At 44.0% G+C, this 15460-nt stretch carries 15 protein-coding genes and 1 tRNA gene; 4 read left to right on the top strand and 12 right to left on the bottom strand.

Translation table 11 applies throughout. From position 1 onward, the window contains the following. The first annotated feature begins 20 nt into the window (after positions 1-20). On the top strand, positions 21-2513 hold the full coding sequence (gene gyrA, locus O3C43_00150) for a DNA gyrase subunit A (protein MDA1064891.1): 2493 nt from the start codon (positions 21-23) through the stop codon (positions 2511-2513). Here the strand turns inward: gyrA and O3C43_00155 are convergent. Next, positions 2505-3227, bottom strand: coding sequence for a 3'-5' exonuclease (locus tag O3C43_00155; protein MDA1064892.1), 723 nt, complete (start codon positions 3225-3227; stop codon positions 2505-2507). The genes gyrA and O3C43_00155 overlap by 9 nt on opposite strands. 15 nt (positions 3228-3242) lie before the next feature. On the opposite strand from O3C43_00155, the gene O3C43_00160 reads away from it, so the two are divergent. After that, positions 3243-4007: an inositol monophosphatase family protein gene (locus tag O3C43_00160; protein ID MDA1064893.1), complete on the top strand. Its 765-nt coding sequence runs from the start codon at positions 3243-3245 to the stop codon at positions 4005-4007. Here the strand turns inward: O3C43_00160 and O3C43_00165 are convergent. Together O3C43_00165 and O3C43_00170 are read right to left on the bottom strand one after the other, a co-directional pair. Next, complete coding sequence (locus O3C43_00165; protein ID MDA1064894.1) at positions 3994-4677, bottom strand: UDP-N-acetylglucosamine diphosphorylase; 684 nt, start codon at positions 4675-4677, stop codon at positions 3994-3996. The two genes, O3C43_00160 and O3C43_00165, sit on opposite strands and share 14 nt — an antisense overlap. A gap of 140 nt (positions 4678-4817) precedes the next feature. Further along, positions 4818-4894, bottom strand: a tRNA-Met gene (locus O3C43_00170). Between the two features lie 236 nt (positions 4895-5130). Between O3C43_00170 and rpsB the strand changes: the two genes are divergently transcribed. Together rpsB and tsf are read left to right on the top strand one after the other, a co-directional pair. Then, complete coding sequence (rpsB, locus tag O3C43_00175; GenBank protein MDA1064895.1) at positions 5131-5979, top strand: 30S ribosomal protein S2; 849 nt, start codon at positions 5131-5133, stop codon at positions 5977-5979. 24 nt (positions 5980-6003) lie between these two features. Next, positions 6004-6597, top strand: a complete 594-nt coding sequence (gene tsf, locus O3C43_00180) for a translation elongation factor Ts (GenBank protein ID MDA1064896.1) — start codon at positions 6004-6006, stop codon at positions 6595-6597. A gap of 82 nt (positions 6598-6679) precedes the next feature. Here tsf and O3C43_00185 read toward each other — a convergent pair whose 3' ends face one another. The 9 genes from O3C43_00185 to O3C43_00225 all read right to left on the bottom strand — a co-directional run bounded on the left by O3C43_00185 (position 6680) and on the right by O3C43_00225 (position 15447). After that, positions 6680-8077, bottom strand: a complete 1398-nt coding sequence (locus tag O3C43_00185) for a tetratricopeptide repeat protein (protein MDA1064897.1) — start codon at positions 8075-8077, stop codon at positions 6680-6682. 7 nt (positions 8078-8084) lie between these two features. Beyond that, entirely contained in the window at positions 8085-8741 is a 657-nt protein-coding gene (locus tag O3C43_00190) for an energy transducer TonB (protein ID MDA1064898.1), read from the bottom strand. A 36-nt stretch (positions 8742-8777) separates the two neighbouring features. Beyond that, positions 8778-9182 carry a biopolymer transporter ExbD gene (locus O3C43_00195; protein ID MDA1064899.1) on the bottom strand — a complete coding sequence of 135 codons (405 nt, stop codon included), beginning with the start codon at positions 9180-9182 and terminating at the stop codon, positions 8778-8780. Positions 9183-9186: 4 nt separating this feature from the next. Then, positions 9187-9828 carry a MotA/TolQ/ExbB proton channel family protein gene (locus tag O3C43_00200; GenBank protein ID MDA1064900.1) on the bottom strand — a complete coding sequence of 214 codons (642 nt, stop codon included), beginning with the start codon at positions 9826-9828 and terminating at the stop codon, positions 9187-9189. 12 nt (positions 9829-9840) lie between these two features. Continuing rightward, a complete protein-coding gene (locus O3C43_00205; GenBank protein ID MDA1064901.1) occupies positions 9841-11220 on the bottom strand; it encodes a MotA/TolQ/ExbB proton channel family protein in 1380 nt (459 codons plus the stop codon). Between the two features lie 44 nt (positions 11221-11264). Further along, positions 11265-12035, bottom strand: a complete 771-nt coding sequence (locus O3C43_00210) for a DUF3450 family protein (protein MDA1064902.1) — start codon at positions 12033-12035, stop codon at positions 11265-11267. A gap of 63 nt (positions 12036-12098) precedes the next feature. After that, positions 12099-13289: a tetratricopeptide repeat protein gene (locus O3C43_00215; protein ID MDA1064903.1), complete on the bottom strand. Its 1191-nt coding sequence runs from the start codon at positions 13287-13289 to the stop codon at positions 12099-12101. A 331-nt stretch (positions 13290-13620) separates the two neighbouring features. Further along, complete coding sequence (locus O3C43_00220; GenBank protein ID MDA1064904.1) at positions 13621-14037, bottom strand: biopolymer transporter ExbD; 417 nt, start codon at positions 14035-14037, stop codon at positions 13621-13623. A 33-nt stretch (positions 14038-14070) separates the two neighbouring features. After that, complete coding sequence (locus tag O3C43_00225) at positions 14071-15447, bottom strand: MotA/TolQ/ExbB proton channel family protein (protein ID MDA1064905.1); 1377 nt, start codon at positions 15445-15447, stop codon at positions 14071-14073. Positions 15448-15460: the final 13 nt, after the last annotated feature.

Genomic DNA, 15460 nt, shown 5'->3' on the forward strand with positions numbered 1-15460 from the left:
TGAATTCATAATTTTTGTTGATGAACTTGGAAAAAGATAGATCCACTCCGACTAGTATTACCGAAATAATGCAGAAGGCTTACATCGATTATTCGATGTCCGTCATCATAGCACGCGCCCTTCCGGACGCGCGCGATGGATTAAAGCCCGTGCAGCGAAGAATCCTCTACGCGATGCTGCGAGAAGGGTTACTTCACAACCGGCCCTTCGACAAATGCGCCGGTGTGGTTGGGGAAGTGCTTAAAAATTACCATCCCCATGGCGATATTTCCGTATACGATACACTCGTTCGTATGGCGCAACATTGGGTGATGCGTTATCCCATGATCATTCCTCAAGGAAACTTTGGTTCCATCGATGGTGATCCTCCGGCGGCATATCGTTACACTGAAGCGAAGCTACACGAGATTGCCGAAGACCTGATGGCTCAGATAGACGAAGATACGGTAGACTTCGTACCCAATTACAAAGAGAGCACAACAGAGCCATCGGTAGTCCCGGCAGCGCTTCCAAATCTCTTGATGAATGGTTCGACCGGAATTGCAGTTGGGATGACAACCAATATCCCGCCGCATAACCTTGCCGAGCTCATCGACGCCACTTGCGCGATTATCGAAAATCCGATGATCTCGATTGATGACCTGATAACCATTATACCTGGTCCTGATTTTCCAACAGGAGGCACCATCGCCGGCCGTGAAGGAATACATAAATACCTAAGAACAGGCCGAGGTATTGTCCGAATCAAAGGAACTGTCACCACGGACGAGCTCAAGAGCGGTAAAGAACAAATTATCATAACAGAGGTTCCTTACACCGTAAACCGTGCCACCTTAGTCACAAAAATTGCTGAACTGATCTCACATAAAGTATTGCATGAGATCAGTGACCTTCGGGACGAGTCTGACGAAAATACACGTGTGGTTATTGAGTTAAAACGTGGAGAATCATCACGCGTAGTCATTAATAAACTCTATAAGCATACGCCGCTGGAGTCTTCTTTCGGTGTTATCCTGCTTGCTCTGGTCAAACGTCGTCCAAAACAAATGAACATCAAGGAAGTCCTTGAAGTTTATATTGAGCATCGGCGCGAAGTCGTAGTCCGAAGAACCCATTTCCGCTTAAGAAAAGCTGAGGCACGGGCCCATCTCCTAGAAGGCTACAAGATTGCCCTGGATAACCTGGATGACTTTGTGAAAATCATCCGCGCTTCCCGAAATAGGGAAGAGGCCAAACAGGCATTGATGGCGAAGTATCCACTCTCCGAACGCCAGACAGATGCGATCCTGGACTTACGTCTTTACCAACTAACCGGGTTGGAACGAGAGAAGATTGAAGAAGAATATCTGAATCTCATGCAGTTGATAGAGGAGCTGAAATATATTCTGGATAACGAAGGGAAACTCCTTTCCGTAATCAAGGAAGAGCTTCTAGCAATGAAGGACAAATACCCTTCTGAACGCCGAACCCAAATCGTGGCAGCAGAAGGTGAGTTCAGGATGGAAGACGTTATTGCCAACGAAGGCTGCGTGATATCCGTTTCTCATCTGGGCTTCATCAAGCGAACCAGCGTCAGCGAATATCGTTCTCAAAAACGCGGAGGTAAAGGAGTCAAAGGTTCAGGATCCTACGAAGAAGATTTTATCGAGCACGTGTTCACTGCCAGCACTCACGACAACATCATGTTCTTCATGAACAATGGCCGTGTGTATGTTGAAAAGGTTTACGAAATCGTTGAAGGAAGCCGTATTTCCAAAGGCCGTTCACTCGTCAATCTACTACAGATGCAAGAAACCGAAAAGATTGCGGCGATGATCTGCGTCCCCGAGTTTTCCGAAGATTTAAACCTGATCAAAGTTACACGTAAGGGGATTGTTAAGAAAACAAATCTTGGAGCTTATTCAAACTACCGTCGAGGAGGCCTAATCGGCATCAACATCGATAAGGGAGATCAACTTAACAACGTGCTCCTTACAGATGGCGAAAACGAAATTCTACTTGTCACACACAATGGTATGTCGATCCGCTTTAATGAAAACGATTTGCGGAACCAAGGTCGAGCCACCAGAGGGGTGAAAGGCATTCGATTGAAAAAGCGGGACTATGTTAAATCGGCTGTGGTCGTTAACAATGAGGCAACCATTTTGATTGTCGGTGAAAACGGACAGGGAAAACGAAGTGACTTTGAAGATTACCGGCTGCAAAACCGTGCAGGAAGTGGCGTAATCGCCATGAAAACAGATGGTGTCGCTGGAGCTCTTTCCGTTAAGGAAGACGACGAGATCATGATTCTAACTTTAAGCGGTCAAGCCATTCGATCTCCGGTCAAGGACGTCCGCGTAATCGGAAGAACTACGCAAGGCGTTCGAATGATGAATCTTGCACAGGATGATAAAATAGTCGCGATTGCTGAGGTCGTTGAAACTGATGACATCGACGAGGAAGAAGAAGAAGATGAAGAAGAAAACGATGCCGAAACCACAGAGGCGATTGAAGACACCAGCTCAGAGTAGTTCCAATTGATTCCCGTCGGTTATTCCACCTTTGCCGGGCTGGCTCCATTTAAGAAGTTGCTCCAGGGTAAGGGCCCTTAGTTCATCGTAAGTATGAAGTTGAAGAATTAAGACGGAAGAGGCCAAAGCATCGTATGGCGCGCAGTGAAAGGAATTTCTGGATTCGGGGCAAAATCGCTGAGCCAGAGCTTCCAGTTTTTCATTAAGGTCAAAGTTCGAGATGAGCTTAGAAAGATTGTAGCTTTCTAGATCTGGGAATAAAGCTCTATACAATGCACAGGTGTCTAGCCAAGGTCCCCAATCTACATCCAGGGTACCTGTAATAAAATTCGGGCATTGAGTAACGAAAGGCCATACAGATTTAATTAATCCATTCTCCACTCCCGCATGATGTGCTGCAAAAGGTCCCTCCAATCGTTTGTCCCTGAATAAATTCCAGGATTCCGAAAAAGGGTCACTCAATTCAACATCCGTTTGACGGATTTGGTGAGTAGCGGCCTCCATTTCTGGAATAGGCCCAATGGCTTGGCAGAGCCTGGTTTCCATTGCCACCACTTCCAAATCAAGAATTGTCACCAACCCATATTCAACAATGCCGCTTCGACGACTTCCTTCAAAATCCAAACAATGGATCGCATGCTTATGCCATGGCCTCGGGGTTTCTAAAATGTCTTCAATCATTCTTTGCTTCCCAAGAAATGAGAAAGAAGACATAAAGCCAACTCAAAGATGAATACCGATTCTTTCCTGCCGTTTCTGTCAGAGCTCCTCATTCAAAGTGGAGAGATCATAAAGCCATACTTTTTCAATCGGAAGTATTCGGTGGACCTCAAGTCGGATAACTCACCAGTTACCAAGGCTGATAAAGAAGCAGAGGAGTGCATAAGAAATCTGATACAAAAAGAATTTCCCCATCACGGAATAATCGGGGAAGAATTTGGCCAAGAAAACGAAGAATCAGAGTATACCTGGGTGATTGATCCAATCGATGGGACCAAGGCCTTCATCACAGGTTCACCGCTTTTTACGACCCTTGTGGGACTCCTTTACAAAGGCGACCCCATTCTAGGCGCCATCCACCAACCCATTCTCGGCCTCAGCTGTATTGGTAATAATACAACGACTTCTCTGAATGGTGACCGCGTACGTTGCAGAACGACCGATAAACTGGAAGAAGCGACGGTGCTGGCCTCGAGTATCAGAACAGCTGACCAATATCAGGATGGTGAAGCCTTTACGAAATTGGTAAAAACAGCCCGACTATTTAGAACCTGGGGAGACGGGTACGGATATCTTTTAGTAGCAACTGGACAGGCTGATGTCATGCTCGATCCCATTATGAATCCTTGGGATGTTTTACCTGTGATACCTGTTATACGCGGATCGGGAGCCCGAATTGGAAATTGGCAAGGGGGAGAAGACCATTGGAACTCTTCGATAGCAGCAACTCCGGCTCTATTCGATTCTGTAGTTAAGAAGCTTAACGGCGCTTAATGATACGCATTTCTTGTTTTACGGCAGCAATGGAATCTGCCTCAAGGACGCCATCGAAAGACATTGAAGGATAAACAATCGATCTTTTTCCAAGAACCGCTCCAGGATTCAATACGGTATTGCAGCCAATCTCTGCTTCATCTCCAACTAAAGCTCCTAGTTTTCTAAGTCCTGAATCAACGTGCCCTGTGTTGAGTTTGATTGGAACGTTGGCTTGGTCCAGCCTCAGGTTTGAACAAATAACTCCAGCGGCAAGGTGAGCTCCGTTTCCAAGAATAGAATCTCCCACATAGTTATAGTGGGGTGCCTGAACATTGTTGAGTAAAAGACAGTTTTTAAATTCAGAACAATTCCCTAAAACGCAATTCTCACCAACAATTACATTACCCCGAATAAATGCACCCGGGCGAATCTCTGTGCCTGCACCGATATACGCAGGACCTTGAATCACTACATTTGGACTGAGAACAACCGATGGATCTATAAAAACAGCTCCTTCTATAACAACACCCGGAGGAATAGAAGCGGGAATCGGAATCTGAGCCACGAAATCCGAGCTTTCCAAGGCAAGCCGAATTTGACCCACCCAAGACCAGGGAGTATCATCCCCTCCAAAGTAGGATTTGAACGGAAAATTGTCGGGGATTGAAAATAACTCCTCAGCTATCATAAGCAGACACAAGCGGTTAACCCTAAAAGGATCAATGGAAATGGTTCGAACCTTAGTCCTACTTTCTCCCACCTAAAAGGTCCGTTTCAACTCTGAAGCTGAAATGGACGAGGCCCACCGGATTAACCGGTAGGCCTCGATGGGTGCAGGGCTCGGATTTGAACCAAGGACCTTCAGGTTATGAGCCTGACGAGCTACCAGACTGCTCCACCCTGCAACAAAGGAAAGAGGACGAATAGTTTTCAGATTCGCAATTGGTTCAAGGCTTTTTTTCAGCCATTTCATATTTTTAATTCCAAGCCCCGCTATATCTGGATTTCAAAGCCAAAATACACCTTGCTTTTCCAAATCAAAATACTACCTTGGCCTACTTTTTCCACTTCTGGAGAAAGACAACATTAACCTTAAAAGCTCAGTAAGGAATCCACTAACATTAGGATTCCTGCAATTATTATGAATATAACTGTTAGAGACCTATTCGATGCCGGCGTCCATTTCGGCCACCAAACAAAACGCTGGAATCCAAAATCCAAACCATTCGTGTTCGATCACCGCCAAGGGATCAGCATAATGGATCTTGGTAAAACCTTCGAACGCCTGGAAGCAGGATCCGCTTTTCTTGAAAATATTGTAGCGAGTGGCGGCAAAGTTTTGTTGGTTGGAACAAAAAAACAGGCCCAGGAAGTTATGCGCGAGGCCGCAGCCGCTTGTGAGATGCCATTTTGCGTGAGTCGCTGGTTAGGTGGAACACTGACAAACTTCCCAACGATTCTGAACAGTATTGCTAAATATAAAAAATATCTGGCAATGGAAGCCGATGGAAGCCTGGACAAGCTACCGAAAAAAGAGGTGGCCGCTATTCATCGCGAAATGAGCCGAATGAACAGAAATTTCGAAGGTTTACTCGAAATGCCTGAATTGCCTGATGCGATGTTCATTATCGACATTAATCGCGAAGACATTGCAGTGGCAGAGGCAAAACGCCTAGGAATCCCTGTGGTAGCTTTGGTTGATACCAATTCGGATCCAACTTTGGTTGACTACCCGATTCCAGGAAATGACGATGCGGTAAAATCTATCCGTATCATTGTCGAGACAGTCCTGGAAGCTCTGCAAAATGGCCTGGCTAAACGTGAATCAAGGAAAACTCCAATGACCTATGTGACCGAAACGGTTATGGAATCATATTCCGACCAAATGGCAGCTGAGGCAGCTGAAAATATGGAAGAGATCACGGTAACCATCGATCCTGAACTCATGGTTGACCAAGATGCCAAAAGAGAAATTGGCTCAGAGTCTTAAAACCAAATTTTAATAGATAATATAATGAGTGTACAAATAACCGCCTCAATGGTAAACGACTTACGCCAGAAAACTGGTGTGGGTTTAATGGACTGCAAAAGAGCTCTTGTTGAAAGCGAAGGAGACCTGGAAAAAGCGATTACAGCTTTGCGAAAGAAGGGTGTTTCGACTGCTGAGAAAAAGGCCGGAAGAGCCGCCAGTGAAGGGCTCATTGAGCAATACATTCACATGGGAGGTAAAGTGGGTGTTTTGATCGAATTGAACTGCGAAACTGATTTCGTGGCGAAAACGGATGATTTCAAAGCTTTGGCGAAAGACATCTGCTTACATGTCGCCGCAGCTAATCCGTCATTCTTAAGGCGCGAACAGGTTTCGGAAGAACTGACTAACCAGGAAAGGGATATCGCTATAGGACAAGCCGAAGGGAAGCCACCTCAAGCAGTAGAAAAGATCGTTGAAGGTAAACTCGATAAATTCTATTCTCAAATCTGTTTGATAGAGCAACCGTTTATCAAGGACCCAGCCAAAACAGTTAAAGAGCTCATCAATGAGAAGATCAGCCAATTAGGTGAAAACATTGTGATCCGTCGTTTTTCACGATATCAGTTGGGGCAATAATAGGTTCCGGCACAATAACATTTGCAAAAAAGCCTGCCTCAATGAGGCAGGCTTTTTGTTGTTTAAAATGTGTCAGGTTTGACTAGCGGCTACCAAGACGCTGATTACGACAGGCCCGTTCGACTCTGTCCAAATAGTCCTCAACAGAAACCGTATATTCTATATCTAAGGCATCCCTCAATAAAGGGACTGCGTCACAATAGAGTTTTTCTGGAACCAGAGTCTGAGCGTATTCAATAAGAGCTCTATATTTGAAATCTTCGAGTTCCATAGCTAGCTCAAAATACTTTCTTGCTTCTTCTATATCTTTTTCAGAAGCACTAAATCTAGCCAAAAGAAGCAAGGTCTGCCCATCATCCGGCTCAAGGGAAAGAATTTCTTCAAGGTAAGCAATTACGACCGTTGATTCAGCTTGTTCAGCGATAGCAATTTGAGCCTCAAGGCGGAGAAGGATGAGATGGTTTTCAGGAAGAAGCGCCTCACCAAAAGTCTTACGAATAACATCGATTAAAACCTTTGAGTTTTTCCAGTAACCTCGACCCGTCATTATATTCGCTGAATTAACTGGAATATCCTGTTTTTGCTCGGGATCTAGTTCGATCGATTCGATGTAGGCACCAGTGGCTAATTCTACTTGATTTTCGTTCAAGTAAATATCACCGAGCCTCCCAAGAGAATCAGAATTCCCCAAGCCCATGCGACGAACAATTTCGTAATTTGCCGCGGCTTTGAGGGTCTGGTTCAATGCAATGAAAGAATTCGCCTGGAGAAGCAGAAAGTCTTTTTCAGCCACTGCATCAGGTGCTCGAGCAACCATTTCTTCAAACAAGGATATTAACTCCAAATGCTTACCTTGAGGAATTAGCGTAGAAGCCAAACCTTTGTACCAGTCGAGCGTTTCAGGATCAGCGACAATTGCTTTTTTATAGGCACTTTCAGACTCTAACATTTTCTCCTGGTTAAGATAAATCATTCCAAGAAGACCAAAAGTACGGGCATCGTCCTCACCTAAGGAAGTAGCAGTTGAAAATGCAACGGATGCACCTTTCCAATTTTGTGTTTGAAGGTGACAATAACCAAGAAGCCTGTGCGCTGATTGGAATGTGGGCCACTTATCCACCGCGCGTTTGAAATAAATGGCAGCGTTTTTAATATCATCTTCTCGGTAATAGTGAAGACCCAGTGTGAAGTCCAAGGCGGAACTCGCTTGTGGAGTTATGACCGAAGCCAGGTAGGCCAACGCTCTTTTGCTACTAGCCTCATCCTGATTCAGGGCAGAATATTGCTCCAGGACTTCCTTCTCATCAGTTTTGATGGTGGGTACTTTGGCTTCTACCGCATTTAGATCCGCATAATAACTATCAAAATAGCCAGGTTTCTTCCAAAACTGCATGTCTAATTCGCCTGAGGCTGGAATGGTTACACCAGCGACAACAAACATAGATGCGAGAATACGCAGATAGAGATTAAAAGATTTCATTTATTTTTTAGCGACGAAGAGTGAAAGATAAAGGCAACCTCACTCGGGTTTTCACTTTCTTGTTGTCCTTTTCACCAGGTTCAAATTTCCACTGACGGACGGCCTTAAGCGCATTTTCATTAAATTCACGATTCGAAGACTTCTCGATGCTAGGACGTTTTACGTTTCCTAATTCATCTACGATAAATACTACGTTTACCGTTCCTTGAACGCGATTGCGTTTCAATTCAGGAGGATAAACGGGAGCAATCCGCACTAAAGGGACCGGTGCTTGGTCCAAGTCGGAAATTTCAAAAATCATATCGTCAAAATTATCGGCGATATCGAATACCTGAACTGAGACTCCGTTCGAAGACATTCCTCCGTCGCCTGCATTCAAGGCCATATTGATCTGATCCAGAGATAATTGCTGATTCTCTTTTTTCATTTCAATTTCTTCGTCCTGCTCCTCCTCTTCTGGTGGATCAGGGATCTCAGGAGGTGGAGGTGGTGGTGGCTGCACTTGAACACTTGAACCCTCGTCATCCTTTAAAGCATCTAATGGATTGGATAATATTTGGGTAAGAGTCAGTGAAACAAATAAAACAACAGTAATGATGATTCCCGATGGCAACGATATCGGTAAGGAACCGCCTTGGTAATTTGAAGAGAATACTTTTTTCATGGCTATTTGGGGTTTTAAATAAGTTACGAAATCCTTCTAACGCATATCCGAAGAAATAAATATATTATTGGCCGAACCCATTTTAGCTTCATCGATAACTCGAATAACAGTTATCGTACTTGCGTTTTTATCTACCTGAAGAATTACAGGCATTGGGTTACGAGTATTTAATCGGCGAACGATGGAACGAATTCCTGTTATTCCGACTTCATTACCTCCATAAACAACTTGGTTGCTTCCAGTGATAGCAATCAAAATGGAATTTTTTTCCAATCGATCGGAAGTAGCAGTTAAAGGCTTTTCAACATCCACGCCGGGTTCCTGTACAAATACAGTGGTTACAATAAAGAAAATCAGGAGAATAAAGACCATGTCGATCATAGGCGAAATGTTGATTTCGCTTAACTCTTCGTTTTCAGCTAGTGATTTGCGGCCGCCCATGGTGCTATACGGTGGAAGAATTAAATGATGTGGTCTCGGTTTTTTGCAGTTTTTGGAGCATATAACTTTCTAAATGCACAAGGAAAGCAGAATATTGATTTCGTTTCTTTTGAATAAGTGAAACGAGAAGATAACCTGGAATGGCAATAACCAGTCCGGTTTGGGTGGTAATAAGTGCTTCTGAAATACCTTCAGCGACCAAATCGATGGTTTTACCTGAACCACTCGCCAACGCTTTAAATGTAGAAAGCATCCCAATGACTGTTCCAAGTAGGCCCATTAGCGGAGAAACCGTAACCAGGATATTAAGAAACATTAGCCGAGCATCTACTATAGGCAGTGAAGCGATAGATATTTCCATGAAGCGATTTCTAACTTCATCAGGATCCCCTCCGCTCTCTTCTTTAATGTAGCTAATTATTTCTCCGACGTGGCCTGTTCCTTGAGAAGGATCGTCTATCCATTTATCATAGGAAGCTTCAGTAACTTTTGTATGATTCCCACGTCGGAAGAACAGAATAAGTTCCATCGCGGTAAAAAAGATTATGAATGCGAGAAATACTAGCGGAATCATCACCCAGCCACCGCTGAGCCAAACCGCTGATACTTTTTCGAAGGTAATATTTATTTGTCCAAAAACAGGCATTATTATTTTGGATTAGTTTTTCTTTGGAAGACCGTTAACGAGACCAAGCGCGGTTCGCTCCATACTCCCAAGAACACTTTTGGTCATTCGGGTAAGCATTGCGTGTGCAATGAGTGTCGGAATTGCGATTATTAATCCGGATTCTGTAGTAATAAGTGCTTCTGAAATACCGGTAGACAATTGTTTGGCATCTCCAGTTCCGAAAATCGTGATCAATTTGAAAGTATTAATCATACCGGTAACAGTTCCCAGCAGACCAAGCAGTGGAGCCGTAGCAGCGGTAACGGCAATAAAAGGCAGAAATCGCTCTAACTTCGGTTGGGTGTTAAGCATTTTCTCATAAAGAATTTCTTCGATCAAATCTTCGGAGTAATCAATATGTTCCATAGCGGCCGTTAACATTTCACCCACCGGTCCTTTAACGCCTCTGGCATATCCTAAAGCATCTTCTTTGCGATCATTGTTGAGGTGGTCCAGAATCACAGCTAAATCTTTGGGATTACCCTTCTTTACAGCAGCAATCTCGATTACCTTGAAAACCGATACAATGAAAGCAGCTGTGGCCAGGACCAGAATCGGCCACATGACCAATCCGCCTTTATTGAAATGCTCAACAAGGGTTTCCTCGAGTTCTAAAATATCATACGCCTGACCTAGTTTTGCATCCAGGAAAAGAGTGCCGGAGCCGGTTGAAGTAACCTCGGCCATTTGGGCCTCAGGCACCACAACTTTATCCGTTAGTTTCTGTCTGGGGCCTGCAGATTGACGATTTAACTCAACCCACCCGGTTCTGCCATTACCAGTAAACATACCAATTGGACCGATTATCGCGTAATCTCCATCGATGATTTCACCACCAGCAATTTCAGATTTTCCTTTGAAGGTATAACCACCAACTGCCTTGAAGATACGGTCAAAAGAGGCATTCAATGCATTCACTTGAAGTTGTAATCTATCCTTCAACGAAGCGTCGTTTGTCTCGACTTTCGACGCTTTAACAACGTCGGTGTAGAGTTGGATTTCACCCACATGAAGCGCCGTGGCTGCAAACTCAGAAATATAATTACCCAGGGCAGTATAGAGATAATCGGTTTGTTTCACCAAAGCTGCTTGCTTCTCTTGAAGTTCAGCCTTTTTACGATTTCCACCAGATGCTCTTTCAACTGCATCATTCCGTTCAGCAGTTAACACGATCTTTGTGTCTTCGAGTTGGTTAATAGATTTCGCCATCGGTATCTTGGCTGCACCAATTTTATTTCTTAGCTCTGTTAACTCAATAAGCGCACGTTCCAGATCGGCTTCAGTTGTTTTGGCGGCGGTGTCATAACGAGTTGTTTGAGCACTCAGCGATAACACAGGAATGAGTAGGCTAAGAATAAAAAGTTTTTTCATAGAAATTTGTTTTTTGAAAATCATTAGATTTACTCTTTCTTGTTTCATTGTTGGATGGCCACAGGCACATTTACGAAAACAGCGGGGAGCCGATTATCGGCGACTAGAACTGCGTTGTGGACCGCTTTAGCAATCTCGGGCATTTCCACCCATTCCCAACCTTTTCCGATTACGGGGTATCCATATCCTGCAGTCGTTTGATTTTCATCCACGAAGTAGGCCTGACCAAATCCAACGTAAATTGTTTTCACTTCTGATATTTCTCCATCCGACTCACGAAGTTCACTGCTCAGAGTAACAATACTATTAAAGTATTCAATATTCTTAAGAATGGAAATTACATTTTGAATTCTATCTTCCACAGAGACGTTTAGGACACGACCTGAACTCGGATCAGGAATTCGACGAAGCTGAGTAGAAACTTTTTGCAGAAACACCGCAGGAAATATAGTAGCTAGTTCTACGATCTTTTTTTCAAAGGTGGGAACCGCAGCTTCGATAACTGCAAGGGCTTCTTCATTAGCCTTAATATCCTCCTGCAGTTCCTTTTGCGTGTTGTCCTGGGTTCCAATGTCCGTGTTCGCCGCAGCTATCGCCTCATCAAGATTTTTTATTTCAATCTTAATAAACTCGATATTGTCGAGAAGGGTCTTTTCTTCAGCCAACCAGGTTGTTTTTTCTTGAGCGATGATTTGCCGCGTCTCGACCCATTTTTGCAGAGTACTGCGAGCATTGGTCAATACTTCGGCTCCTTGGGCGAGGGAGATACTTCCTAAAAAGGCTATCAAAGCGAACAGTGGAATTCTTTTCTTCATGGTCGGTGTCATTTCTGGGAACTGGGAGAAAATGGTATTATTTTTAAAGGTGAATAAATTAAATTAGTTTCGGACAGCACGAACAACGTTTCGGACTCCGTTGAGGTATTCTTCCACATGGTCTTTCGGATTGATATCTTGTGCACGTTCAATAGCCCGAAGTGCATCACGATACTTCTCTTTTGCAACTAAGGCTTTGCCATAGTGAAAAAGGGCTTTGTCTTCAAATCGTCCAATGTTTTGTGCTCGTTCATAGAGAAACTCAGCTTTTTCAAAATTTCCTGCTGTTGAATAATAATCGGCCAACAGAATCAACACGTCACCATCCAATGGGTTTTGGGAAGCCATTTCCTCCAATACGGGAATAATATCGGCGGATGCTTGACCAGATTCTGCCTGGATTTTGGCTTTTAGCTTACGAACCTGAAAAGACAGCTTGCTGTCGAGGCTACCGCCATAAGTTTTGTCAATTTCTGCTAAAACTTCAGAGGCCGCATCGACGAAACCAGCTTCGATAAGGGTAGCCGCAGCTGCAATCGGTTTTTCAACATTCAATCGGCCTTTTTGCTGAATTGCTTCTTTATAAACGCTGAGAGAAGCTTCAATAAATCCATGTTCCACATAAATATCACCCAAGGTAATAAGGTTTTCCGCAGTAATTTTCTTCATCCGACGAAGAACTTCATAGTTGGAAGCTGCAGAAAGCATATCATCCAAACCAATGTAAGCATCTGCTTGGAGTCTCCAATATTCTGCTTGTTCGGGTGCGCCGGTTATTAACCGATCAAATAATCCAGCAGCATCTTGGAACTTCCGCTGGAATAGAATGCTTTTTGCCAATCCATATTCCCAATCTTCGTTTTCTACTTCGTAAATTAAAGCAGACCGGTAAGAGGTTTCAGCAGCTATGAATTGCTCTTTCTCAAAGAATAGATACGCCAAAATTGCGTATATGTTCTTGTCAACTGCGCCAAGTTTTACCGCAGAGGTGAAATGCTCAAGCGTCTTTTCTTTGTTTCCTAATTGGAAATAAAGGAATCCAAGGTTTTCGTGTGCGCGGGCAAAGTCTTTGTGTTTACTAATAGCATCTTCGTAACTCCTGACCGCTTGTTGAAGTTGCCCACCCTGGTAATACATATTAGCCAAGATCATGCTGTAAGTTGCATTTGAATCAGGATTTTTAGTCTTTTCAACCAACATTGCCTGGGCAGCTACTTTGTCAGTCAAAATGACCGGAAGAAACTCTTCCTCCAAAAAAGTCTTATCCTCTGGTCCCAACCTGGGCTCTACGGTTATCCGAGGAGACATGGTTCCGAGAAAGCGGTCTAGGAATTCTGGATCGCTCCAAAAGTTTGCATCGGGAACCTGAGCATAGGAAATGGATGACCCCAAACTGCCTATGGCAAGCAGGAAGATAGTGACTATTTTGGATTTTTTGATTTGGCGTAACATGTGAACTAAGAGTTATCGTCTTAAAGTGAAAGCGACTGATCCCGCACTTGGGACCACTTGTTTAAATTTGTTTGTTTATCGAAATTCATTTTCTTATTTCCAGGCTCAACGAAATGAGCATCTGTAACATAATTTAATCAGGGGCAGAAGTTAGGCTGATTACTTCGGCGCCTCCTAATCGGGCTTCATCCATAACCATTACAACAAGCCCCGCAAGGGCAGCGTCTTGAGCTTCAACCACTACTGGCGCTTCTTTGTTAGCTTGTAAAACTTGACTTACTTTCGGCCGAATAGATCCACGATCAATTTTTTCGCCGTTGTAGAAAATCTGGTTATTCTTATCCACGCTGAGCTTAACTGACTCCTTCTCCTCATCTTGTTCTTCTGGCTCAGCAACCGGGTTGGGTCGATCGACAGCAAAACCCGATTCTTCAACAAAGACAGTTGTCACAATGAAAAATATGAGCAGGATGAAGACCATATCAATCATCGGGGAGATGTTGATTTGGCTGGTGTCGTCTCCACCGGATAATGATTTACGATTTTTCATTCCTATTAAGTAACGATTGAGATGACCAAGTTATTATTTGCGTCCGGGCATTCCGTTTATGAAGCCGATGGAAGTTCGTTCCATACTGCTAACGACACCTTTAGCTTTTCTTGAAAGAAGTGCGTGAAAGATCAAAGCGGGAATAGCCACAATCAAACCAAACTCAGTTGTGATCAAAGCTTCGGAAATACCAGTCGAGAGTGATTTTGCATCACCTGTGCCAAAAATAGTAATCAATTGAAACGTTTTGATCATACCCGTCACTGTTCCAAGTAGTCCAAGTAGTGGCGCAGTTGCGGCTGTTACCGCAATGAAAGGTAGAAAACGTTCCAAACGAGGCTGCGCTTCGATAAGCTTTTGAAAAAGTACTTCTTCAACATGCCCTTTGTCACGGTCGTAGTTTTCAACCGCTGCTTTGAGCAAAGCGCCGACAGGTCCTTTAATCTTTTGGGCATATTGTAGTGCTTCTTCCGGTTTTCCTTGGCTGAGTGCTTCCATAATGAAAGCAAGGTCCTTAGGCCGTGCACGGCGAACGCCTGAGATTTCGATAAATTTAAAAATAGCAATCAAAAGAGCGAGGCCTGCCATACCTAAAATGAAGTACATCGTGCGACCACCTTTCTTAATAACTTCTAACACAGTATCACGAGCGGCGAGGATTTGAATGGCAGCTCCCAAAGTAGAATCTAGAACGATTTGGCCTGATTGAGATTGGGCGTAGCTGGCAATCACAGCGTCAGTTAATTCACCAGTGCTCACAACCGACGGCTGTGATGAACCAAATTCAAGATTAGCAAGTCCGGCCACATTGTCTTCTGGCCGGGTGTAATAGACCACTGGTCCAATCATTGAATAGGTTCCGTCCTTTAGTAACCCGCCCGGAATTACTCCTTTTCCTTTAAATTGATGGCCACCTATAAGATTTTCCATACGCGAAACGGCGGTATCGATAACTTCAAGCTGTGTGGCAAATCGTTCAGCAGCCGACAAGTTAATGTCTTCGGTTGTAAGTTTGGCGTTTTCAACCAGTTTTGAATAAAGTTGCAGCTCGCTAATGTGAAGGCGATTGTCAAAGGCGCGAATGAACTCACCCATAAGGCTGGTGATATAAGCATTGAGATCGTTCAGGGATTTGACCTCGTTTTGCAATGAACTTAAATCACGGTCTGTGTTATCCCTACGGCGGAGAATTCGGTCCAATTCAGATCTCAGACCAAATGCAACGTCTTTCAATTGGCTTTCCTGAGCCTGTAACGGCTGACGTTCTTTGACAGTTTGTTCTTTAAGAGTTTCCAGCTGATTAATGGAAGCTGTAATATCTTCTTTTACAGAAACGGCCACTTGTTCGAAGGTCTGCCCCTGAAGTGCAGTTAATCCAATTAGGAGGAATGAGGCGATGAGTTTTTTCATGCGAGAAAGAGTG

This window comes from Verrucomicrobiota bacterium (assembly GCA_027622555.1).
In the GTDB taxonomy this organism is placed as follows: domain Bacteria; phylum Verrucomicrobiota; class Verrucomicrobiia; order Opitutales; family UBA2995; genus UBA2995.

What these genes read in the sequence shown, in the direction of transcription:
- gyrA (MDA1064891.1), top strand. Translation starts at nt 21, where the DNA reads ATGAACTTGGAAAAAGATAGATCCACTCCGACTAGTATTACCGAAATA.
- O3C43_00155 (MDA1064892.1), bottom strand. Translation starts at nt 3,227, where the DNA reads ATGTCTTCTTTCTCATTTCTTGGGAAGCAAAGAATGATTGAAGACATT.
- O3C43_00160 (MDA1064893.1), top strand. Translation starts at nt 3,243, where the DNA reads ATGAATACCGATTCTTTCCTGCCGTTTCTGTCAGAGCTCCTCATTCAA.
- O3C43_00165 (MDA1064894.1), bottom strand. Translation starts at nt 4,677, where the DNA reads ATGATAGCTGAGGAGTTATTTTCAATCCCCGACAATTTTCCGTTCAAA.
- rpsB (MDA1064895.1), top strand. Translation starts at nt 5,131, where the DNA reads ATGAATATAACTGTTAGAGACCTATTCGATGCCGGCGTCCATTTCGGC.
- tsf (MDA1064896.1), top strand. Translation starts at nt 6,004, where the DNA reads ATGAGTGTACAAATAACCGCCTCAATGGTAAACGACTTACGCCAGAAA.
- O3C43_00185 (MDA1064897.1), bottom strand. Translation starts at nt 8,077, where the DNA reads ATGAAATCTTTTAATCTCTATCTGCGTATTCTCGCATCTATGTTTGTT.
- O3C43_00190 (MDA1064898.1), bottom strand. Translation starts at nt 8,741, where the DNA reads ATGAAAAAAGTATTCTCTTCAAATTACCAAGGCGGTTCCTTACCGATA.
- O3C43_00195 (MDA1064899.1), bottom strand. Translation starts at nt 9,182, where the DNA reads ATGGGCGGCCGCAAATCACTAGCTGAAAACGAAGAGTTAAGCGAAATC.
- O3C43_00200 (MDA1064900.1), bottom strand. Translation starts at nt 9,828, where the DNA reads ATGCCTGTTTTTGGACAAATAAATATTACCTTCGAAAAAGTATCAGCG.
- O3C43_00205 (MDA1064901.1), bottom strand. Translation starts at nt 11,220, where the DNA reads ATGAAAAAACTTTTTATTCTTAGCCTACTCATTCCTGTGTTATCGCTG.
- O3C43_00210 (MDA1064902.1), bottom strand. Translation starts at nt 12,035, where the DNA reads ATGAAGAAAAGAATTCCACTGTTCGCTTTGATAGCCTTTTTAGGAAGT.
- O3C43_00220 (MDA1064904.1), bottom strand. Translation starts at nt 14,037, where the DNA reads ATGAAAAATCGTAAATCATTATCCGGTGGAGACGACACCAGCCAAATC.
- O3C43_00225 (MDA1064905.1), bottom strand. Translation starts at nt 15,447, where the DNA reads ATGAAAAAACTCATCGCCTCATTCCTCCTAATTGGATTAACTGCACTT.